The organism is Spirosoma taeanense (assembly GCF_013127955.1).
Classification (GTDB): Bacteria; Bacteroidota; Bacteroidia; order Cytophagales; family Spirosomataceae; genus Spirosoma; species Spirosoma taeanense.
In genome coordinates this window covers 1201138-1224409 of sequence record NZ_CP053435.1, presented here as the reverse complement: position 1 = coordinate 1224409, position 23272 = coordinate 1201138, and the positions used below count along the sequence as shown (strand labels likewise).

General features: G+C 51.5%; 19 protein-coding genes. 18 read left to right on the top strand and 1 reads right to left on the bottom strand.

Annotated features, from left to right (window positions below):
- Positions 1–22: 22 nt before the first annotated feature.
- The 9 genes from pheT to HNV11_RS05200 all read left to right on the top strand — a co-directional run bounded on the left by pheT (position 23) and on the right by HNV11_RS05200 (position 11522).
- Complete coding sequence (pheT, locus tag HNV11_RS05240) at positions 23–2467, top strand: phenylalanine--tRNA ligase subunit beta (RefSeq protein WP_171738666.1); 2445 nt, start codon at positions 23–25, stop codon at positions 2465–2467.
- Positions 2468–2571: 104 nt separating this feature from the next.
- On the top strand, positions 2572–2880 hold the full coding sequence (locus tag HNV11_RS05235; RefSeq protein WP_240163779.1) for a hypothetical protein: 309 nt from the start codon (positions 2572–2574) through the stop codon (positions 2878–2880).
- A gap of 48 nt (positions 2881–2928) precedes the next feature.
- On the top strand, positions 2929–3216 hold the full coding sequence (locus HNV11_RS05230) for a cell division protein ZapA (RefSeq protein ID WP_171738665.1): 288 nt from the start codon (positions 2929–2931) through the stop codon (positions 3214–3216).
- A 103-nt stretch (positions 3217–3319) separates the two neighbouring features.
- On the top strand, positions 3320–4930 hold the full coding sequence (gene rny / locus HNV11_RS05225) for a ribonuclease Y (RefSeq protein WP_171738664.1): 1611 nt from the start codon (positions 3320–3322) through the stop codon (positions 4928–4930).
- 113 nt (positions 4931–5043) lie between these two features.
- Entirely contained in the window at positions 5044–5697 is a 654-nt protein-coding gene (locus tag HNV11_RS05220) for a DUF4230 domain-containing protein (protein ID WP_171738663.1), read from the top strand.
- An 85-nt stretch (positions 5698–5782) separates the two neighbouring features.
- Positions 5783–7774: a M1 family aminopeptidase gene (locus tag HNV11_RS05215; RefSeq protein WP_171738662.1), complete on the top strand. Its 1992-nt coding sequence runs from the start codon at positions 5783–5785 to the stop codon at positions 7772–7774.
- Positions 7775–7788: 14 nt separating this feature from the next.
- On the top strand, positions 7789–8247 hold the full coding sequence (locus HNV11_RS05210) for a VOC family protein (protein ID WP_171738661.1): 459 nt from the start codon (positions 7789–7791) through the stop codon (positions 8245–8247).
- A 311-nt stretch (positions 8248–8558) separates the two neighbouring features.
- Complete coding sequence (locus HNV11_RS05205) at positions 8559–10184, top strand: sensor histidine kinase (protein WP_171738660.1); 1626 nt, start codon at positions 8559–8561, stop codon at positions 10182–10184.
- Between the two features lie 123 nt (positions 10185–10307).
- Positions 10308–11522 (top strand): glycosyltransferase family 1 protein, encoded by a 1215-nt coding sequence (locus tag HNV11_RS05200; protein WP_171738659.1) that lies wholly within the window; start codon positions 10308–10310, stop codon positions 11520–11522.
- Positions 11523–11587: 65 nt separating this feature from the next.
- On the opposite strand, the gene HNV11_RS05195 is transcribed toward HNV11_RS05200, so the two are convergent.
- Positions 11588–13222: an NFACT RNA binding domain-containing protein gene (locus HNV11_RS05195; RefSeq protein WP_171738658.1), complete on the bottom strand. Its 1635-nt coding sequence runs from the start codon at positions 13220–13222 to the stop codon at positions 11588–11590.
- A 289-nt stretch (positions 13223–13511) separates the two neighbouring features.
- Between HNV11_RS05195 and HNV11_RS05190 the strand changes: the two genes are divergently transcribed.
- The 9 genes from HNV11_RS05190 to HNV11_RS05150 all read left to right on the top strand — a co-directional run bounded on the left by HNV11_RS05190 (position 13512) and on the right by HNV11_RS05150 (position 23229).
- Complete coding sequence (locus HNV11_RS05190; RefSeq protein WP_171738657.1) at positions 13512–16760, top strand: SusC/RagA family TonB-linked outer membrane protein; 3249 nt, start codon at positions 13512–13514, stop codon at positions 16758–16760.
- Positions 16761–16850: 90 nt separating this feature from the next.
- Positions 16851–18611, top strand: a complete 1761-nt coding sequence (locus tag HNV11_RS05185) for a RagB/SusD family nutrient uptake outer membrane protein (RefSeq protein WP_171738656.1) — start codon at positions 16851–16853, stop codon at positions 18609–18611.
- Between the two features lie 121 nt (positions 18612–18732).
- The gene (locus HNV11_RS05180; protein WP_171738655.1) at positions 18733–18999 is read left to right on the top strand and encodes a hypothetical protein; all 267 of its coding nucleotides are present in this window, start codon (positions 18733–18735) and stop codon (positions 18997–18999) included.
- 74 nt (positions 19000–19073) lie between these two features.
- The gene (locus HNV11_RS05175) at positions 19074–20270 is read left to right on the top strand and encodes an AGE family epimerase/isomerase (protein ID WP_171738654.1); all 1197 of its coding nucleotides are present in this window, start codon (positions 19074–19076) and stop codon (positions 20268–20270) included.
- A 123-nt stretch (positions 20271–20393) separates the two neighbouring features.
- Positions 20394–20603, top strand: a complete 210-nt coding sequence (locus HNV11_RS05170) for a hypothetical protein (protein ID WP_171738653.1) — start codon at positions 20394–20396, stop codon at positions 20601–20603.
- A gap of 118 nt (positions 20604–20721) precedes the next feature.
- Entirely contained in the window at positions 20722–21309 is a 588-nt protein-coding gene (locus tag HNV11_RS05165; protein ID WP_171738652.1) for an RNA polymerase sigma factor, read from the top strand.
- Between the two features lie 76 nt (positions 21310–21385).
- Positions 21386–22417, top strand: coding sequence for a S1C family serine protease (locus HNV11_RS05160; protein ID WP_171738651.1), 1032 nt, complete (start codon positions 21386–21388; stop codon positions 22415–22417).
- An 89-nt stretch (positions 22418–22506) separates the two neighbouring features.
- Complete coding sequence (locus HNV11_RS05155; RefSeq protein ID WP_171738650.1) at positions 22507–22854, top strand: hypothetical protein; 348 nt, start codon at positions 22507–22509, stop codon at positions 22852–22854.
- Between the two features lie 126 nt (positions 22855–22980).
- Positions 22981–23229: a MoaD/ThiS family protein gene (locus tag HNV11_RS05150; protein WP_171738649.1), complete on the top strand. Its 249-nt coding sequence runs from the start codon at positions 22981–22983 to the stop codon at positions 23227–23229.
- Positions 23230–23272: the final 43 nt, after the last annotated feature.

Here is a 23272-nt window from a genome sequence, read left to right as displayed (position 1 = left end):
CTTTTACCTGCATTGCCGCCGTATGGAAGTTTCCTATAAATGGTTACAAGAGTTCATTGAGTTACCCGAATCGCCCGAAGAAGTTGGCAAACTGCTGACCGGCACGGGTTTGGAAGTAGAAGGAATTGAAAAGATCGACGCTGTTCCGGGCGGGCTGGAAGGCGTTGTCATTGGCGAGGTGCTGACCTGCACCAAACACCCCGACGCCGACAAACTAAGCCTGACGACGGTGGATGTAGGGGCCGAACAGCCGCTGCCTATTGTCTGTGGCGCACCCAACGTAGCGGCTGGCCAGAAAGTCATTGTCGCGCTCGTGGGGGCTACGCTGCATCCTGCGTCCAGCACCGGTACCCCCGCCGAGCCGTTCCAGATCAAAAAAGCCAAAATTCGCGGGGCGGCATCTGAAGGGATGATCTGCGCCGAAGATGAGATCGGCTTAGGTACGTCGCATGCCGGGATTATGGTTCTGGATACCGACCTGCCCAACGGCACCCCTGCCGCCCGCTATTTCAATCTCGAAGCCGACTATCAGATCGCTATTGGGCTAACCCCCAACCGAATCGACGCAGCTTCTCATTTTGGTACGGCCCGCGATCTAAAAGCCGTTCTGAACCGTCCGCTGCGGATGCCTTCGATCGAGGCATTCACCGTAAACGATACCAGCCTGACGCTGGACGTTCGGGTGGAAGACAGAGCCGCCTGCCCCCGCTACAGTGGCCTGACGATTAGCGGCCTAACCGTTGGCGAATCGCCCGACTGGCTTAAACAACGGCTGCTGGCCATTGGTCTCAACCCGATCAACAACATCGTGGACGTAACGAACTACGTCTGCCATGACCTCGGTCAGCCGCTGCACGCCTTCGACGCCGACAAGATTACGGGCGGACAGGTGATTGTGAAAACCGTTGCCGAGGGTACGCCCTTTGTAACGCTCGACGGGATAGAGCGCAAACTGACGGCCACCGACCTGATGATCTGCGATGCCGGGAAGCCCATGTGCATTGCGGGCGTGTTCGGCGGACAGAATTCGGGCGTAACGAGCCAGACAACCCGCATCTTCCTGGAATCGGCCTATTTTTCGCCTACATCGGTTCGCCGGACGGCGCAGCACCACGGCCTCAAAACGGACGCTTCGTTCCGGTTCGAGCGCGGAACGGACCCGAACATGCCTGTCTACGCGCTCAAACGGGCCGCCTTGCTGATTCAGGCGATTGCTGGCGGAACGGTTACCTCCGACGTAACCGATCTGTACCCCAGCCCGATTGAACCCTTCCGGGTCCTGGTGCGCTATCGGAACATTGACCGGCTGATTGGTATTCAGATTGATCGCACCGAGATTCACCGGATTCTCAATGCACTCGATATTCAGGCCGATGAGCAGTCGCCGGATAGCTTCGTGGCGGTGGTGCCGCCCTACCGCGTCGACGTAACGCGCGAAGCCGACGTAATTGAAGAAATTCTGCGGATATACGGGCTGGATAGCATCCCACTCTCGACGAACCTGTCGGCCGAATCTCTGTCGGAGTTCCCGAAAACCGACCCGGATCAGTGGCAGAGCCGCGTCGGCCAACTAATGGCGGCCAATGGTTTCTACGAAATCCTGACGCTATCGCTCACCCGACCGGCCTACAATGACGCCATCCGTCCGACCCTGTCGGGGGCCGACGTAACGCTGCTCAATCCGCTCAGCGACGAATTGTCCGTAATGCGCCAGACGCTCTTGTTCTCGGCCCTGGAAACCCTGCTGTATAACATCAACCGTCGGCAGAAAGACCTGAAAACGTTTGAGTTCGGTAAGGTGTATCGGAAAGATCAGCAGGAAGACGGCACAACCAGATACGTTGAGCAGATGCGCCTGAGTCTGGCAATGGTTGGCAACCAACAGGCCGAAAGCTGGCTGCAGAAAAGTCAGCCCGTCGCCTTTCATGATCTGGCTACGGCCGTGCAGCGCGTGCTGAATTTGTTCCGGGTCAAAACGGTTGAAACGCAGCCCGCTGATTCAACCCTGTTTCAGTACGGTCTGACGTACATCGTCAATAAGAAACCGCTGGTCAGCCTGGGGCTGGTGCATCCAAACCTGACCAGACTGGTCGACCTGAAGCAGCCGGTCTTCTACGCTGACTTCGATTGGGCATTCCTGTTGAAGCAGACCAGCGCCAAAACCCGCTACGAGGAAGTGCCGCGTTTCCCGGAAGTTCGGCGCGACCTGTCGCTCGTTCTTGATAAGGCCGTTACGTTTGAGCAGATCAACCGGCTGGCTCACCAGACCGAGCGAAAACTATTACGTTCAGTAAATATTTTCGATGTTTACGAAGGAGAGAATCTTGGCGGAGGTAAAAAGGCGTATTCAGTAAGTTTTACACTGCAGGACCCAGGCCAGACGCTGACCGACGCGACCATTGAAAAAACCATGCAGCGGCTGATGAGCGTCTTCGAGCGGGACTTGGGAGCCGTTATCCGAAAGTAATTGTTAGTTCATCCTTGACCGTTCAATAAGCTGGCAAATCAGTCGGCAGATTGACTCAGCCAGTGAGTTTACCCGTGTACAACGAGCATCGATTTAACGACTTCATGGAGCAGCTCGAACGCAAGGTCGGGGTGCTGAAGGTTATTTGTGATGATGCAAAGCGACGGATAAAAGATCTGGAAAAGACAAACTCTGAACTGAATAAGAAGCTAAAGGAACAACAGGACCAGATAAAGCAGTTACAGAGAAAACAGGAGGAATCAGAAAAAAATACAACAAAGTCGAAAGATTTTGGTAAACTTGTAAAAGACAATCTGTCTGGTACAGATACGAATGCTGAATTAAAACAACAACTCGACGAGTATATCCGGGACCTGGAACGGTGTATTGCTCACTTGAGTAGTTTGTCATAAACCCAAATTGGCTCCGGGGCTCTGGCCCTATCTGAGTCGACCGCAGCGATGGAAGAACTGTCAATTCGCGTCAAGATTGCCGATCGGTTTTACCCCATGACGGTAGAGTCGGAGTCAGAGGCCATTGTGCGCGAAGCCGCCAAGCTGATTCAGGATCAACTGAAGCAATACCGCGAAATGGGCGTTACGGATACGCAAAACGCTCTGGCAATGATTGCCTTCGACTGTCTGGTTAATCACCTCAGAGGAGAACGGAAAATGCAACGATTACAACAAATGGTGTTTGACAAAATAACTCAATTAGATCAGGTCGTTACGTCGGCCATTACAACGTAGAAAATGGTGGTTCTCCACCCCCTATTAGTCTGAGTTGACGTTCAGTGAGCTCGTATCGCGGCAGGTTGATAATTCATTTGTTCAACCCTAACGATATAGTCCAATGGACATTCCAGTTTGGTTATTGATTCTTGCTACCCTTGCTGGGGGTGGCATAGGCATATTAATTGGCCGCCAGATGATGGCGGGCGTTCGTGCGAAGCACGAACAGGAAGCAGAGGAAAAAGCAACCGCCATTCTTAAAAATGCGGAGCTGCAGGCCGAGACCATCAAGAAAGATCGGATGCTGGAGGCCAAAGAGAAGTACCTGAAACTAAAGTCTGAATTTGAAGAAACGACGAATCAGAAGCGAAATCTACTCCTCCAGAACGAAACAAAACTCAAGCAGCGCGAGCAGCAACTCAACCAGCAGGCCGAACAGCAGCGTACCCGCGAGAGCGAACTGAATCAGCAGCGTAACGAAATTGCGCAGCAGAAAAACAGCCTTTCGCAGCAGATTGAAGCGCTCAACAAACGGCGCGAAGAAGTAGACCGGCGTCAGCAGGAAGCCGATCGGATGCTGGCTGACCAGGTTTCTCAACTCGAAAAAATTGCGGGTCTGTCGGCCGATCAGGCACGTGAACAGCTTGTTGAAAACCTGAAAGCCGAAGCCGAAACACGGGCATCCTCCTACATCAAGAACATCGTTGAAGAAGCCAAGCTGACGGCTACCAAGGAAGCCAAGAAAGTCGTTATTGAGACCATTCAGCGTACGGCAACTGAACACGCCATCGAAAACTGCGTGTCGGTCTTCAACATCGAATCCGACGACGTAAAGGGGAAAGTAATTGGTCGGGAAGGTCGTAATATCCGGGCGCTGGAAGCCGCTACGGGTGTTGAAATCATCGTGGACGATACACCTGAAGCCATCATCATTTCGGGCTTTGATCCCGTTCGGCGCGAGATTGCCCGGCTGTCGCTGCACCGGCTTGTGCAGGACGGTCGTATTCACCCGGCCCGCATTGAAGAAATTGTGGCCAAGACCCGCAAGAACATCGAAGACGAAATCGTCGAAATTGGCGAGCGGACAGTTATCGACCTCGGCATTCACGGCCTTCATCCCGAGCTGATTAAGATGATCGGGCGGATGCGCTTCCGGTCGAGCTACGGGCAGAACCTGCTCCAGCACTCCCGCGAGGTAGCTAAACTCTGTGCGACGATGGCTGCTGAACTGGGCCTGAACGCCAAGCTGGCCAAACGCGCCGGATTGCTTCACGACATTGGTAAGGTCTGGCCCGAAGAAGCTGAACTGCCCCACGCGATTCTGGGCATGGAACTGGCCAAGAAATACAAAGAAAATCCGGAGGTCATCAACGCGATCGGTGCGCACCATGATGAAATCGAGATGACGAGCATGATTTCGCCCATCGTACAGGTTTGCGACGCCGTGTCGGGTTCGCGGCCGGGCGCACGTCGCGAAATGATGGAATCGTATATCCGGCGACTGAAAGAACTCGAAGAACTGGCCGGTAATTTCCCCGGCGTAACCAAGTGCTACGCCATCCAGGCGGGTCGTGAGTTGCGGATCATGGTCGATGCTGACCATGTTTCCGACGAGCGGGCGGGTGTTCTGTCGTACGAAATTTCGCAGAAAATCGAAAAAGAAATGCAGTACCCCGGCCAGATCAAAGTGACGGTCATTCGGGAGATGCGGGCCGTAGCCTACGCCAAGTAAGTCGCGAGTCGCAATCTGCAGTCTATACAGAAAGGGGGCATTACGTCCCCTTTTTCTATGTATCAACAAAGCAGCCGAAAAGCCGGTTATTCAGATAATCATAACCCTCACGAATGGATTTTTTAACCACCGTATTACTGCTTCTTGTCGGCGCTGGCGGGGGTATCGGTTTGGCCAGCTTTCTTCAGAAACGCTCAGGCATTACGAACGTACAGCGTGATTCGGTACTCCTGCTGGAACGTATCGAAAAGGTGTTCAAGGTTGTGATGGCCGAGGGCTACTTCTCGGAAATCTACAATTATCAGGATCAGAAAAAGATTCTTTATCTGTTGAACGACCCCAAAAAAGCCATGGTCATTGCCAAATCGAAAGTGCTGGTGGGGTTCGATTTCGCCAAAGTACGGTTTCGGGTGCCGGTTACTGGTGAGCGTAAACTTGTAATTGAATCGTTTCCGGAGCCGGAGGTGCTGTCCATCGATACAGACTACCGGTTTTATGACATTCAGGCTGGTATTCTGAATCACTTCAGCGGTGCCGATTACACCCAGATTCTGGAGGAAGCCAAGCAGGCCATGAACGAGCGGGCCATGCAGAGCGATCTGCCCAAAATTGCCAACAATCAGATTCAGTATATGATGTATCAGTTGGCCAGCTCGATGGACTGGCAGCTTCAGCTCCCCGAAGCCGAACAGCGTAAGCTGGAAGCTATTAAAGCGCAGGCCGAAGAACTGACCAGCAAGTCTGCAACGCGACCGGCTGAGGAATAACTTTTGAGCGGTTCGGACGTTTATTTTTTGGTATCAGCCCCCTGGTTCTGACACGCAAAAACTCCTTCATAAACGTCTGGTTCGCATGCGCTTTGTCTACGTAATCCTTCTCCTGTGTCCCTATTTCACCCTGGCGCAGTCCGACGACGGCGGACAGTTCTGTCAGCAGGGCAAAATACGCTTCTTCGAGCGACTGGCGACCAATCCTAAAGCGCGGCTGGCCTACCCCGGCGACGCCACTATTGACGTTACGTATTACGGACTCGATCTTTACCTGACGCACACGCCCAGTTACCTGCGCGGGGTAGCAACCATTGCCCTTAAAAGCACAGCAGAGAACCTCAGCAGTTTCTTCCTGGACTTGAACTCAACCACTGCCACTACAGGCGAGGGGCTTCGGGTAGACTCGGTAAAAGTCGGCGCGCAGAGACTAACGTTTCAGCACGCGCAGAACCGGTTAGCCATTACGCTCCCCCAAACCCTGACCAATGGCCAGGCGTTGACGCTAACGGTTTTCTACCAGGGCGTTCCCAACAGCCGCGACCTGGGCAGCTTCAGATTCAGCAGGCATGAGTTCACAACCGACCCGTCGATCTGGAGTCTGAGCGAACCCTATGGCGCACCTGACTGGTTCCCGTGCAAGGATACACCCGCTGATAAAGCCGATTCCTCGGCCGTGCGCATTACGGCGCCGGCGCAGTTTGTATCGGTGTCGAACGGAACGCTCGAGAGTAGAACGGATAACCCCGACGGCACTCGCACCTACCAGTGGCGAAATCATTATCCCATTGCGCAGTACCTCATCTCGGTAGCTCTCTCAAATTACGAGCGGTACGACACGCCCTTTACGTATGCCGGTCAGACAATGCCGGTTACGCATTACCTCTATCCGGAAACCTTACCCCAGGTCAAAGCCAATCTGGATCTGACGCCCGGCATGCTGCAACTGTTCAGCGACCGGTTTGGCCCCTATCCGTTCCTGCGCGAGAAGTATGGTCATGCGCAGTTTGGCCAGGGCAATGGCGGTATGGAGCACCAGACCATCAGTTCCATGGAAGCCAATGCCTTCACTCCGGCTGTAATCGCGCATGAATTGGCGCATCAGTGGTTCGGGGATAAAATCACCTGCCGCGACTGGCAGAATATCTGGCTAAATGAAGGCTTCGCATCGTATGCCGAAGCGGTGTATGTGGAGTCGGTTCGCTCGGTTGCGGGCTACCAGACAACCATGAACAATTTCATGGCCCGCGCCCGCAATGCCCAGGGCAGCATCTATGTGCAGGATATTACCAATTTTGGAGACATATTTAATAGTAACCGTAGCTACGCCAAAGGAGCTACCGTGCTGCATATGCTACGGGGCGTTGTGGGTGACAGTTTGTTTTTCCGCATACTACGCACCTATACCGCTACGCCGGGCTTAGCCTACGGAACAGCCGTGACGGAGGATTTTCAGAATATTGCTCAGCAGGTATCCGGGCAGAATCTGGGGTATTTCTTCAGACAATGGATTTACGGCGAGGGGTATCCCGTTTACCGCGCCACGATCCAGCCCGGAATGTCGGCCAGTACTATTACCGTACAGCTTACCCAACGTAACAGTGCAGGCAGCACTAACCCAACGTTGTTTACCATGCCGGTACAGCTTCAGATTCAGTCGACGGCTGGCGACACAACCGTAACGGTTCTGAACGACCGGCCCGAGCAGACGTTTTTACTTCCCGCCCGTGGGCCAGTGACGGGCGTAATCATTGACCCCAGCAACCGAATCCTGAAAACCGTCGAAGCGGCCAACATCGTTACGGCGGTTGATGAACAAGAGCCGACAAATCTGCGGATTTACCCAAATCCAGCCACCGAAAATCTGCGGGTCGATTTTAGCCTTGATCAGACAGGCCCCGTTACGCTTACGCTTACAAATCTGCTGGGTCAACCGGTTCGAAACCTGACCGAACCCTTGCTCAGAGCGGGACAGTATACGCGAACGTTGAACCTCCAGGGCGTATCGGCAGGGCAGTATATTCTGGCCGTTGAAACTCCCGCCGGGCGACAAAATCGGGTAGTTTTGGTTCCCTGATGCTTTTTATGAATATGAAAAAACAGTTATTCTATTGGCTGACAGTGTTTAGCCTAACAACATCCGTTGTTTCATTCGGCCAGAGCAGCCTGGGTATCATGCGCCATAATCACCTGGGTATTCACGTAAAAGACATCCCAACCAGCGCAGCATTTTACCGCGATGTACTTGGACTGAAACCCATTCCAGTGCCTGAAAACCTGAAGCTTACCCGCGCCTGGTTCGACATTGGCGATGGACAGCAGATTCACCTGTTAGATGGACGTACCGAACAGATTACCCACGATCGGAACGGCACGCACTATGCGCTGTTTGTTGAAGACATCAATAAATCTGAAGCGTTTCTAAAAGCTAAAAATCTGCCCTACCACCGGCAGGTGCGTTTCGACGGCGTTGTGCAACTCTACTTCTCCGACCCGGATGGCTATCTGTTTGAACTGAACGAGGGAAAAAAGTCAACCAGAGGGTTCTGACAAATCAGCAGAGGGCGATACAAAATCTTTCTCTGCTGATTTAATCTTCAATAGTTCGTGGCCGGTTCGCTGTTGCCGGCGCTGCGTTAACGTATGCACTCCGGCTCAGCAATAACTCTGTCGCTGAGTTATCAATTAATCAACTCATTATCAAGTATTAGTTGTAAACGTTATAACCCTGCAAGGCCAGGGTTTATTTATTAAAAGGTAGGCATTTCGGTAAAGTTTTACGATTTTATTTATACGAAACAGCCAATCCATCTGTTGTATAATTACGTATCTATCCTAATAACCCATCGTAACCTTCCTTCATGAATCAGGCTGTATCTCCCGTTGAAGCCGGCAACGATCTGATGCCGGAACTATCCCTTCCTGATTTAACCGCCGACGAACAGACTGCACTCTGGCATCAGGTTCTGGCACATTCCATTAATGGATTAGTCGGCTTAACTGCCGTCCGGCAGGGAAATCACCCTAAAGGGGTAATCATTAACTTCCGCTACCGGTTTCTGAATCAGATCGCCCTGAACGATACGTTTCGGGCCCATAGGAACAGCAGGCAGCCCATTGTTGGCCGCTTATTAACCGATTTTTACCCCACTATCCGGGAAACAACTCTCTGGCAAATTTATGTCAACGTGATTGAAACGGGCCAGGCGCAGCGGCTTGAGCAAACCTATACCGCCGATGAACGCGACATCAGCGTCGTTCAGTCAGCGGCTCCGTTCGGGCGCGATGGCTTATTATTGACTTACTCCGAAACAAGCGCCCTACAGCATACCACCCGTCGGCTTGCCCGCCAGACCACGCTGTTAAATAGCGTACTCAATTCATCGCCCAATGCCATTGTGGTATTTGAAGCTGTCCGCAACGCCCACAAAGACATTTCGGATTTTCAGATTACGCTGACTAACAAACAGTTTGATTTACTCACGGGTCAGGCCAGCGGGCAACTCAACGGTCTGCTGTTAACAAGAATCTATCCGCTCGACGACCGGAAAATGGGGCGTTTGGAGCAAATGCTGGGGACAGGCGAACCAATTCATTTCGAAGAATTTTTTTCGGCGATTGGCCGGTGGCTCGACATCACCTTAACTCACCTGAATGATGGCTTCGTTGCCACGATACAGGACATTACAGCCGATAAACAGGTACGTCAGCAACTGGAGGCAACGGTGCATGCACTCCACCGATCGAATCAGAATCTGGAGCAGTTTGCCTACGTAGCCAGCCATGATCTGCAGGAACCGCTACGCAAAATTGTTTCGTTCGGCGACGTTCTGAACAATCATTTTACCAGCGAAATGAGCGAGTCGGCGTCAGACCTGATTCGCCGAATGCAGATATCGGCGGGCCGTATGCGATCGCTGGTTCAGGATTTATTGACCTATGCCCGGCTGGCTGGCGATACGGAATCATATGGACTGGTCGATCTAAATCAGTTGGTTGCGACCGTAATCGACGATCTGGAAATGACCGTTTACGAGCGGAAAGCCAAACTTACGGCCAGTCCGCTACCCGCTGTATGGGGCGATGCAGCTCTGTTGCGGCAACTGTTTCAGAATCTGTTGAGCAACGCGCTTAAATTTCAGCAGAAAGATTCGACTGGCGCACCAATTCCACCCCGGATTGTAATCAGTGGCCGGGTGGCTGCGGCAACCGAACTCCCTGACGAACTGGCCCTGGCTGATGCATCGCAGGCGGGCCGGCGGTTTGCCCTGCTGACTGTTTCTGACAATGGTATTGGCTTCAATGAGCAGTATCTGGACAGAATCTTCACGATATTTCAGCGGCTACACGGCCGCATGCAGTACGCCGGAACCGGTATGGGGCTGGCCATTTGCAAAAAAGTCGTTGAGATACATAATGGTCACATCACAGCCAGCAGCCAGGAAGGCAAGGGCGCTACGTTCAGCGTCTATCTACCTATGATGTAGCCATTTGCTCAAATACTGAATACGTGATTAACATTTCATAGGAATTTGAGTTTTTTAGGTAAAGCCCCGCAGTTTGGCCAGTTCGGCTTCGACTGTTTTATCTAACTCCCCCTCTTAATTCGTATGAAAGTAACAGACTCTACGCCTGTTTCTGCTGATGTCGTCAATACACCTTCCCGGTCAACGACTTCGGCGGGTGCAATGCCTGCCTCTACCCTGTCCGGGGCCGGCGAAGTTCAGGACTTAATTTGCTTTTCGCACCTGCGCTGGAACTTTGTTTACCAGCGCCCACAGCATCTGCTGAGTCGGGCCACAAAAAATTTCCGGGTCTGGTTTATAGAAGAACCTATTTGGGATAATGATTTTCGGCTCAACGTCTGCCAGCAGACCGACCGGCTGACCGTTCTGGTGCCACACCTTCCCCACGGTACCAGTCCCGAAGAAGCCGTGCGGCTGCAGCGTCAACTGGTGGATGAGTTCATAAGCCAACGGCGCATGACCGATTACGTTGCCTGGTATTATACGCCGATGGCTCTTCTGTTTTCGGATCATTTGAAACCCCGCCTAACTGTCTATGACTGCATGGATGAACTTTCGGCGTTCTGGGGAGCACCGCCCCAACTGCTTGAACAGGAACGTAAGCTTATTGAACGCGCCGGGGTTGTTTTTACAGGGGGTTACAGTCTTTATGAAGCCAAGCAGAACCGGCATCCTCACGTCTTTGCTTTTCCGAGCAGTATTGACTTCGCGCATTTCTCGGTTTCCCGCCGGCCGCAACCTGATCCGATCGATCAGCGTTCGCTGCCCACGCCCCGGATCGGCTTCAGTGGCGTAATTGATGAACGGTTTGATTATGAACTACTGGGCAAACTGGCCCAACGCCGGCCCGAATGGCAGTTCATCCTCCTCGGCCCAATCGTTAAAATCAACCCTGCGTTGCTGCCCAAGGCGCCCAATGTGCATTACCTGGGGATGAAAGCGTATAAAGAGCTGCCTACTTATTTCAGCAACTGGAACGTAGGCATGCTGCCATTCGCCCTGAATGACTCAACCCGATTTATTAGTCCAACCAAAACGCCCGAGTATCTGGCGGCTGGCTTACCGGTTGTCTCAACGCCCATTCGCGATGTGGTTCGTACCTACGGCAGTGAAGATTTTGTACAGATTGCCGATACAGCCGAAGCATTTGAAAAGGCTATTGAACTGGCCTTAGCCAGAAAACACCCCAGCGACTGGAACAGCATTGACGGGTTTTTAATCAAAAATTCCTGGGATCATACCTGGGGCGAGATGAACCGCCTGATGGTGGCTCAGATGAGTTTACCCGTTGAGCAGTAAGAAAACAACAACCAGGGCCAGGACCGCGCAGAAGGTGAATCAAGCGTGGTTCTGACTCTGGTTGCTTATTCTCCTTTCGGAACAACCATCACTACATCTTCTTTCTCGACAATAACCTGCCCCTCAGCCAGCCCTTTAGGTTTTCGAATAAACTTTTTGGGAGTTACGGTGACCGGACAAAGACTATCGGTCCGGCGTTTGGAGTACCAGGCCGCCAGCTCAGCCGCTCGTTCAATCACATTTTTGGGGAAGGTTTGACCAGCCTTATATTTGATGATGACATGCGAACCGGCTACATCGCGGGCGTGCAGCCATAAGTCTTCTTTGTGAGCGTATTTCTGAGTCAGCAGATCATTATTCTTCGCATTCCGGCCAATCAGAATACGAAAATTGTCAATAACGACTTCTTTGAACAAGGGAGTTCCTTCGCCGGGGGCCGTTCCCTCATTTGATTCAGTCAACAGATTATGCTGCTTACTGTATCGACGTAAATCCTTTAGAGTCTGGATAGCTTCCAGGTCTTTTGTTTGCTGTTGAAAGCGCAGTAGGTCGGCCTCACGGGCGGCCACCTGATTAGTCAGGTATTCTTCCTCAATCTTCTCATTTTTTGCTTTGCGGTAAAAGTTTTCAGCGTTTTTCTGCGGACTTAGGTCGGGCTTTAGCTTTACCGTAATCGGCTCATTGCGGTAAAAATCGAACAGGGTCAACCGTTCCGGCGATCGGGCACCCGGCACGGGTTCAATAGCGTGCAGATTCGCCATCAGGATATGGCCTATTTCTTCGTGGGAGGCACCTTCTTCGCGACTAATCAGCCGTTGCAGAGTGGCTTCAATCTGAGCCTCGGCCCGCTTCCGGCGCTTATCAAGCAGACGCAGCAGCCCGGCTTTCTCCTGCTCAAATGTAGTTAGCCCGTTATAAGCAATATAAGAGCGGTTGGCAGCCTCAATGGGCTCATCGAATTCCCGCTGAATTTCTCCTACGGGCAATAAGCTCAATGCTGGCTTATGATGCTGCCGGGTCAGGTAGAAACGGGGGTGCTCAAGCCGCTGAAGGAGTTCCTGAATCAGCGCCCACTTATCTGGCCCGGACGCAAGTCCTCCCCGCTTTTGTTCTTCGTGGGCGAACCACTCATTTGCCAGCTTACCAAACGTAGGGAAAAGCTTTCGATGGTCATACCCCGCCCGCTCGAAAGCCGCATATGACTGATCAATTGGGCGGTCGAGCGCATCAAGCCTCAGCTGCTCATCTGCAACGAGTTTATGATTGAATAATTCCGTAACCGTATTCCCCTGAAATGCTACCAGATTAGGCCGATTTCCAAAGAACTTAAACACCAGCGTAAAGTCATTTTCCAGTTCGATAGCTAAACACCGTTCGTTCAGAAAGGATCGTATACCAAGGACTCTCGGCGGCTCACCTGAGATACCAATTACTGACTCAAAAAGGTTAACACTGTTAAGGCGGGCGCGTTGTACTTTTTCGGGAAACAGTAGACCGGAAAAGTCGGGTTTAAGTGTGGCTTTTATATAAAATGGTTTATAATAGTTCAGCTTTCCTCTGGCTTGGGCAAACACCAGGACCAGCTCGTCACGATCCTGACTGTAACACTCCATATAACGAAGATCTTGCCCAAAATTCCCCTGTAAATATGTTTTCAGAGCGGGAGCGAGCTGCCGAAGAAAGTAGTAATTGGTATGCATAATGGCACAAAGGTAGGCCGGTATAACAAAGTGTGAGTCATAAGTATTTATGACTATTTAGGTAATAAAATTTTACGCAAAATATAAGTAGTTATAGATAACATAGAAATAATATTAGCACAAGTGTCTATTTGTCAGCTACTTACACAAAAGCATGTTATAATTTTTCTAATAATATATAAACTTATTTCAATATATCATTGATTTAAATATTCAGATTTCCTTTTGAAATATCATTTAATCCACATAATATTGAAACGTTTATCTATTTTAAACCAACCTATTTTTCATGAAAGCAATGTTCTACAGGTTTCTGCAGACTACTTTGCTGGGAGCAGTATTACTGCTATGGAGCCTGAACGCTTCTGCCCAAGACCGTCGAGTGGCGGGTAAAGTTACCGGTGTTGACGGACCTATACCAGGCGCGAACGTCGTGTTGAAAGGCACCCAGACAGGTACGTCAACGGATGCAGAAGGTAACTATTCGATTAGTGTTCGGGGAGCCAACCCAGTATTGGTTATCTCGTCCATTGGTGCCAAAACACAGGAAGTAACAGTTGGCAACCGTTCTACTGTGAATGTAACGCTCGAAGACGATGCAACGGCTCTGAGCGAAGTAATCGTAACAGGTTACACCACCGAAACAAAGCGTGATAACACAGGTGCTGTTTCGACGGTGAAAGCCAAGGATTTAGCGGCTATCCCTTCGGGTAACGTTGAACAGCAATTGCAGGGCCGGGTATCCGGCTTAACCGTAATCACCAACGGTCAGCCAGGTACCACCAGTATCGTTCGGGTTCGGGGTTTTGGCGCTTTTGGCGGTAACGAACCTTTGTACGTCGTTGACGGCGTACCCACCGGCGGCATCAACTTCGTAGCTCCTGATGACGTAGAGTCAACGACCGTTCTGAAAGACGCGGCTGCTGCTTCTATTTACGGTGCACGGGCTGCTAACGGCGTTATTGTTATCACGACCAAGAAAGGTCAGCGGAAAGCGCAGAAACTGAGCATCAGCTACGATGGTCTCTACGGCGTAACCGATCCCGGTAAAGGACAGCCTATTCTGAATCCACAGGAGCAGGCTGACTGGACATGGCAGGCTATCCGGAACACTGCAGCAGCTAATGGCGTACAGCCCGATTTCAGCAACGTTGCTAATAACCAGTATGGATCGGGACAGACGCCTGTTCTGCCCGATTATATCAACGTAGGTGGCGTAGGCGGTATCATTGGTAATGTTGACCTGGCGGCAGCCAAAGCTAAATACAACACGAACATCAATGCGGGTCCTATATACCAGGTTGTTCGGGCAAACAAAGCCGGTACCGACTGGTATGATGCCATTACGCGTGTTGCGCCTATCCTGCGCCAGACGCTGGGCTTCTCGGGCGGTACGGAAACCAGCCGGTTCTATATTAGCTTAGGCAATCAGAACCTGCAGGGTATCCTGCTGAATAACAGCTCTACGCGTTATAACTTCCGCGTAAACACGGAGTTCGATCTGAGCAAGAGACTGCGGTTTGGTCAGAACCTTCAGCTGACCTACCTGTCGAACAAAGGTATCACGGGCGGTAACGGCGGACGGGGTGTATCGGCCGATGAGAACGATATTCTTTCCGCTTTCCGGATGCCCCCAATCATCCCAATTTATGATGAATTTGGTGGCTATGCCGGTACGGCGGCTCCGGGCTTTAACAACCCACGGAACCCGGTGGCTAGCCGCGACCGGATCAAGAATAACGGTACCTTCAACGGACTGGCCTTTGGTAATGCCTACCTGGAGTATGACCTGATTCCAGGCCTGACGCTGCGGAGCAACATTGCTGGTCAGTACAGCAACTACTATTTCAATAACTACGGGCCAAGACAATACGAGAACTCGGAGAACAACACGACCTATACGTTCAGCGAAGGCGCAGGCTATTCGTTTGGCTACACCTTCACGAACACTGCTCAGTATAAGAAGAAGTTTGGTATCCACGACGTAGACGTGCTGGTAGGTATGGAAGCTCTGAATACGGGCAGAGGCCGGAACGTGAGTGGTAACGGTACGAACCCCTTCTCGGAAGACATCTCTTACGTAACGCTCAGCAACCTGTCAACAACGGGCCGTCAGGTAAACAGTGATCTGTTCAGTGGTGTAAACTTCTATTCTCTGTTCAGCCGGGTTAACTATATCTTCAACGATAAGTATATCCTGACAGGCGTAGTTCGTCGGGATGGTTCGTCGCGCTTTGGTTCCAACAACCGGTATGGTGTGTTCCCTGCCTTCTCGGCTGCATGGCGTCTCTCGTCGGAGAACTTCATGAAGAACCTCCCCTGGGTGAGTGACCTGAAAGTTCGCGGTGGCTACGGCCTGATGGGTAACTCGAACAACGTTGACCCGAACAACCAGTACAGCCTGTACGCATCGAATCCAGGCAACGGCTACGACATTGGCGGTGCTAATACGTCGATCAGCCCGGGCTTCTTCCGGAACCGGATTGGTAACCCGAATGCAAAATGGGAAACCAGTACCACCACAAACATCGGTATCGACGGTGCTTTCCTGAACAATCGTCTGGAAGTTATCTTCGACCTGTGGCGTAAAGACACCCGCGACCTGTTATACACGGTTCCGCTCCCAGGTGTTGTGGGCGTAAGAGCAAGCGCACCAGCAGTAAACATCGCCAGCATGCGTAACCAGGGTATCGATATTCAGGTGATCACCCGCGGTAAAGTTTCGGGCGACCTGACCTATGAACTGAACGCAACAGGCGGCTTCCTGCAGAACACGATTCAGTCGCTGGCACCAGGCTCTCCTTATTTTGATGCCGGTGGTACGCGTCTGAACGGTAACGTAGTACGGAACCAGCCAGGTCACCCAATTTCTTCTTTCTACGGCTACAAAGTCCTTGGCCTGTTCAACACGACCGAAGAAATCAGAAGTGCTCCCACGCAGGAAGGTGCTGGTCTGGGCCGGTTCCGGTATGCTGACCTCAACGGAGATGGTAAAATCTCTGGCGACGACCGGACATTCCTGGGCAGCCCGGTACCGAACTTCACGGGTGGTCTGACCGTAACGCTTCGTTACAGAGGATTTGACTTCAGCGCGTATGCGTATACGTCGCTGGGCAACCAGATCTTCAATAACTCGAAATGGTTCACGGACTTCTATCCATCATTTACCGGTGCTGCCGTTAGCGCACGGGTGAAAGATTCCTGGACGCCTTCGAACATGGATACAAACATCCCAATTTTCGAGGGTGTTTCGAACTTCAGCACCAATACCGTACCTAACTCGTACTACGTTGAAAACGGTTCATACATGCGTCTGCAGAACATCTCGGTGGGTTACAACCTGCCGACCAGCCTGCTGAGCGGTATTGGTCTGCAGCGAGTTCGTGTGTCGGCTTCGGCTAACAACATACTGACGGTTACCAGCTACACAGGCCTGGACCCGGCAGTTGGTGGTGCTGCTGACTCTAACTTCGGTGTTGACATTGGTAACTACCCATTAACCCGTAGCTACAACGTTGGATTGAGCATCGGTTTCTAATCGCAACTTCATGTTCAGAGGAGAGAGTGATTCATGAATCACTCTCTCCTCCAACAAAGTTTTTACGCTAATTCATTCGAAAACTATCAGATGAAAAAAACCCTAAAAACAGGTGCTGGGATTGTCTTACTCACCTGTATCACATTTGCCTGTAAAGACCAGTTCCTGCAGGTTCAACCTACCGGTCAATTAGCGGGCGCTCAATTGTCAAGCAGAGCCGGTCTCGATGGCCTTCTGCTTTCAGCGTATGCTCAGTTAAACGCGCGGGGTTTCACCCAGTCAGCCAGTTCGTTCAACTGGGTACGCGGCAGTATCTCGGGCGGTGATGCGAATAAAGGCTCTAACTCGGGTGACTTCAACGCCCTGACTCCTTATCAGCGTTATGAGCTTCAGGCTGTTAGTGGCGAGGTAAACCAGAAATGGCAGGCCATGTTTGAAGGTGTTAGCCGGGCTAATGCTACGCTCAGAACTCTGGCCAGCGCCGGCTCTGACGTTTCGGATGCGGATAAAAAACGCATTGGTTCTGAAGCCCGCTTTCTGCGCGGCCACTATTACTTTGAGCTGAAGCGGAATTTCAACATGGTTCCTTACGTCGATGAGACCAAGGATTACGGAACCGGTGTCGAAACAATAGCAAATGACAAGGATATCTGGCCAAACATCGAGGCTGATTTCAAAGCTGCCTACGATAACCTGCCCGAAACGCAGTCGGCTGCTGGCCGCGCCAACAAATGGGCAGCAGCTTCCTATCTGGCCAAGACCTATATGTACCAGAAGAAGTATGCAGAAGCCAAAGCACTTTTCGATCTGATCATTGCCAATGGTAAAACCGCAAACGGTAAAAAGTACGGTCTGGTACCGCAATACTCCCGGGTTTTCAATGCTGAGTTTGATAATAATGAAGAATCGGTCTTTGCTATTCAGGCCGCTGCCAACGCCGGTAGCTCGGACAATGCCAACCCGGATCTGGTACTGAACTTCCCCTATAACACGGGCTCGAATGGTCCGGCCGGTTGCTGCGGTTTCTTTGCGCCAAGCTTCGACCTGGCCAATTCGTTCCGGGTTGATGCTAAGGGTTTGCCGTTACTGACCGGGGTTTCTGAAAAGGATCAGGCTGGCGGTCTGTATGACCAGGGTGCTAACCAGTTGAAGAATGACCAGGGCATTAAATCGAGCGAAGCTTTTACGCCCGATGCAGGCCCGGTTGATCCCCGTCTGGACCACTCTATTGGTCGCCGTGGTATTCAGTACCTTGACTGGCAGCCGCACCCCGGCTTGGACTGGATTCGTGACCAGGGTTTTGCTGGCCCGTATTCGCCGAAGAAGTTTGTCTTCTACAGAACGCAGAGTAAAGTGCTGACGGATGGTAGCTCCTGGACGGATGGGTACTCGGCCATTAACTATAACATCATTCGTTATGCGGACGTCCTGCTGATGGCAGCCGAGGCAGAAATTGAAGTAGGTAGCCTGGAGAAAGCCCGGGATTATGTCAACCTAGTTCGTAGCCGGGCTGCTAATCCGGAAGGCTTCGTAATGCAGGGGGGCAAAGCAGCCGCCAACTACGTAATCAGCCCATACACCACGGCATTTGCCAGTAAAGACGCAGCCCGTTCGGCCGTTCGGTTTGAGCGTAAGCTGGAACTGTCGGGCGAAGGTCACCGGTTCTATGACCTGGTTCGCTGGGGTATTGCTGAGCCCGTGCTGAATTCGTACCTGGCCTACGAAGCCCCAAAACTGCCTACTGGCTTCCTGGGTGCGAAGTTTCAGTCTAACCAGGACGAATACATGCCGATTCCGCAAACGCAGATTGATATCCAGAGAGGTGTGCTGAAGCAAAACCCAGGGTATTAATTCTTATAATACGAATTAGCTCTTTATGAAAAAGCCGGCTCTGACATCAGAGCCGGCTTTTTTGGTTTAAACAAACGTTATTCTCAGGAGTTGTTATTCTACTCAACAAATAGACAGAATCATGGCTAACAACAAAACCACGAACCAGCCTGGCTCAAATGATAAGCAGCCGCATGAAGAGCGGACACGCAACCAGGAAGCGCACGATACAAGCGGCATGCGTCCTAATGCAGAACGGAATATGACAAATGCCAATAAGAGCAAGCAGGGTCCCGAAGATGATAACGTGCTGCACGGCAAAAGTAAAGAGGAGCTCGCCGACGAGCGGGGTGGTCATGGACACTCGGGGCATAGCGGTAGCCGTAACGGCAGCCGCAAACAGCAGTAACCAACACAACAATCAGTAAAAAAATGCGGGTTTAGGATTTCACTCATGTGAGCGTTTCCTAAACCCGCATTTTCATGCTGCCTGACTTAAATCAAGTCCGCGCCGAACTTCGGCAGGAGTATAAAGACATTCTGGCCTACTGGCAACGTTATGCGCCAGATCCCGTCAACGGTGGATTCTACGGACGTGTTGACTATCAGAACCGGCCTGATCCCAATGCCGACAAAGGAATCGTTTTAAACAGCCGGATTCTCTGGACGTTCTCGGCCGGTTTGCGGCATACGCAGCACGAGGACTACCGCGCCACCGCCGACCAGGCCTTTGACTATATCCGAAAATACTTTATTGATCCGCAATACGGAGGGGTTTACTGGTCAGTTGACGCTAAAGGGCAGCCGAAGCAACTCATCAAACAACTTTATGGACAGGCGTTTGCCCTGTACGGGCTAAGTGAGTACGTCCGGGCTACGCGCTCAGTTCCTGCCTTAACAATGGCTAAAGAGCTATTTCAGCTGATGGTGAAACATGCTTATGATCCGGCCAAAGGTGGGTTTCATGAAGCCCTCGCCCGCGACTGGTCAGAGGCAGATAACTATATTCTGAGCAAACGCGACAACCGGGAAACCAAGACCATGAACACCCATCTCCACATTCTGGAGGCTTTTACCAACCTGTATCGCGTCTGGCCCGACAAAACTGTCGATGTGCAGATTCGGGGTATGCTCGACTCGTTTCTGAACCATATTATCGATCCCAGGACGTACCGGATGAATCTGTTCATGGACGATGATTGGCGCGTGCGGCAGACAGCTATTTCGTACGGACACGATATCGAAGCATCGTGGCTTCTGCCCGAGGCAGCCGACGTACTACCCGATAAGGCCTTGCAGAAAAAAGTGAATACCGTAGCTATCCGAATGGCCAGGGCGGCCTCCGATGGTCTAGATCCGGACGGCGGTATGAATTATGAATACGATACCGTAACGGGTCATCACAACCGTGAACGCTCCTGGTGGGTAATGGCCGAAGCCATGGTTGGGTTTCTGAACGCTTACCAGCTTACGCACGAAAAACCCTTTCTGGACAAGTCGATTAATAGTTGGGAGTTTATCAAAAAATTCCTGCTTGACACCAAAAATGGCGAGTGGTTCAGTGGTGTTACGGCCGATTATAAGGTACTGGGGAATGATAAAATCAGTATGTGGAAGTGCCCCTATCACAACAGCCGGGCCTGTCTGGAGATGCTCGAACGACTGGACCATCTGCGCTAGTCCGCGGTCTGCCAAAACGAAAGGCCCACCGATCGCTCAGTGGGCCTTCATACGTTTATAGCGTTGTCGGTAATGTTACCGGCAGTTGTGCCTTAGTTTGATTAACGGGCGCTATCAGCCGACATGGTCGAAGCCGAATCAGTAGCCATCGTCGAATCAGACATCATCGTCGAAGACGAGTCAGACATCATCGTCGAAGTCGAATCCGACATAGTCGTTTCAGATTCAGTCTTTTTCGAGCTGCAAGAGGTTGCAAGGGCGATCATGGCCATGAAAAAGAAGGCAGATTTCGTGATTGCTTTCATAGTTTTGGGGCGTTGTTTGTTTAAGTGAGATTAATGGAACAATGTCAACGTTAATACTCCATAGGGAAAAAGGTAACCCAACTTTTTTTAACTTTTTTTTGGGTTACGTCCGAGACGTTTTCGGTATTAAGTAATGAAGCAACGTGATGAAGGAAAGCAGGCGGTTGGGATTGACCGACGATGAATTGCTATCAGGCCTGGCCGACGGCTCCGATGCTGCACTGACGCAATTATATCGTCAGTATTTTCCAATGGTGCTGCACTTCGTAACCACTAACAGCGGGGGCGAAGACGAAGCTAAGGATATTTACCAGGAGACGCTGATTGTTCTCTACGAGAAGGTCAGAAGTGGTTCGCTGGAATTGCATTGTCAGTTAAAGACCTACATCTACTCGGTAAGCCGACGCCTGTGGCTGAAGCAGTTGTCGCACAAAAGTCGGTTTATGGTCAGCGATTCTGACAACCCGGCAACGGACCCCATGGCCGTTGAACAGCTAAACGACGACCTGGCCGATCATGAGGAGCGCGACCGGCAGTTTGAACTGATGGCCGACTCGCTGAATCGTTTAGGCGAGCCTTGCCGAACGCTGCTGGAAGATTTTTATATTCAGCATCTGAGTATGCAGGCCATTACAGAGAAGTTTGGCTATACCAACGCCGACAATGCGAAAACGCAGAAGTATAAATGTCTGATGCGGCTCAAGCGGCTGTTCTTTTCGGAGTACAAGCAGTAAGAACTGATTGATGATCGTTAATTGGTGGCCCTTCACAGGAGTCAGATAATGTTTAACACACATCATACCCACTGACATGGAAATGAACGAGGAAAAAGACATCGAAAACGCCCTGCAAGCGTATGGCGACCGGATTCGGTTCCGCCGGAAGCTGGCGGCCGTGCAGGCAGGTCTGGACATGGATGCAATGCGTCAACAGGCCAGTCTTATTGAGGCCGGAAGTAGCCGGTCAGAGCAGTCGAGTCAGATTCGTTCGCTCTGGCAGACGTATCGTACGACGCTGGCGGTAGCGGCATCAGTAGCGGCCATCACCACCTTTGGTTCTATTTTCCTGTACCGCTCCTATCAGCAGGGCCACCAGCAGCAGGAACAGCAATACCGGCTGCTGAGCAAAGAAATTCAGGCCGTTAAATCTTCGCAGCGTAAGCTGATCAATGATATTAGCGGTCGTGGCCGCGCGCTGAGCGTCAACCCGGCGCAGATAGCCGGTTCTGGTTTTCTGCTCACGGCAGACGGCTACATGGTCACGAATAACCATATCGTTCGCGATGCCGATTCGGTTTACGTGCAGAGTCAGACGGGAGAAATTTATAAAGCCCGGATTGTTCATAACGATCAGGTACACGATCTGGCGATTCTGCAGCTGTGCGATGATCACTCCTTCCGGCCACTGCCGCCAGTACCCTATAGCTTCGAAACGCAGCCCTCTGATCTTGGCGAACGGGTTTACACCCTCGGCTATCCCCGCGAAGAGATCGTTTATGGCGAAGGCTACCTTAGCTCAGGCACGGGGTACCGGGGCGACTCAACTGCCTATCAGGTGGCAATCAGCGTAAATCCCGGTAACTCAGGGGGGCCGCTGCTCGACGAAAAAGGCAACGTAATTGGCATTATCAGCGGGAAACAGACCACCTCGGAGGGGGTCAGTTTCGCGGTTAAGACAAACTATCTGCTCGAAGCCCTGAATGGTATTCCGAATGATTCGCTAAAAGGTCAGCCGCTGCGCCTGAACCGTAAAAATACACTCGCTCATATGCCTCGCAAACAGCAGATCAAGCGCGTGCAGGCTTACGTGTATCAGATAAAAGTATTTAAGCACAGAGAGTAACCCAGCGTCAATTGCCACAGCCAGGTTGAACAATTCGGCAGAAATTGAGTTTTACTAATGATTTTAGCAATCTCTAGAACTCAACGACTATGAAGAAAGTAATGACCCTGGCCGCTGCGCTGCTTTTCACAATTGCTGCGGCATCAGCGCAGGATACCAAGCAAAACGCCAAAGAAACAGCCCGTCAGGCAGCCCGGACTGCCAATGCGGCTGCTGATAAAGCTGGTCGGGAAACCCGTAAAGCAGCTCGTAAAGTTGGAAACGCGGCAGAAAATACGGCAGAAGACGTAAAAGAGGGTACGAAGAAGGCAGGCCGGAAAGTGTCCAGAGCCGCCAGAAATACCAAAGAAGACGTAAAAGAAGGCACCAACAAGGCCCTGAACAAAACCGAACGGAAACTGGAAAAAGCCGAACGGAAACTGGACAACTCGAAATAAAACAGGCGGTAATCGACCGGCAAAAAGCGAACCACTGCCCTTCGGGTGGTGGTTTTGCTTTTCATTACCTGACCAAACAAGGCCGTTTCTGTTGACTTAACGCTGGCTAACACCTTATTTTGAAGTATGAATACGACAGTTTTGGTACTACTTTTTGGCATTACCCGCGACTTGACTGGGCAGTCGGCGGTTTCGGTTCCCCTCAGCGAAGGTATGCGCGTTGGTGATTTGCTCACGCATCTGCATCTGCAGTATCCTGAACTGGCGGGAATTCGATCCTTGCTTGTTGCCGTCAACGGTGAATATGCTGAACGGGATCAGGCACTCGGCAGCAACGATGAAATTGCGCTAATTCCACCTGTTAGCGGAGGTTAACATTGCTCAACTTCAGTCTTTATACATACTGCTAACTGCCCGT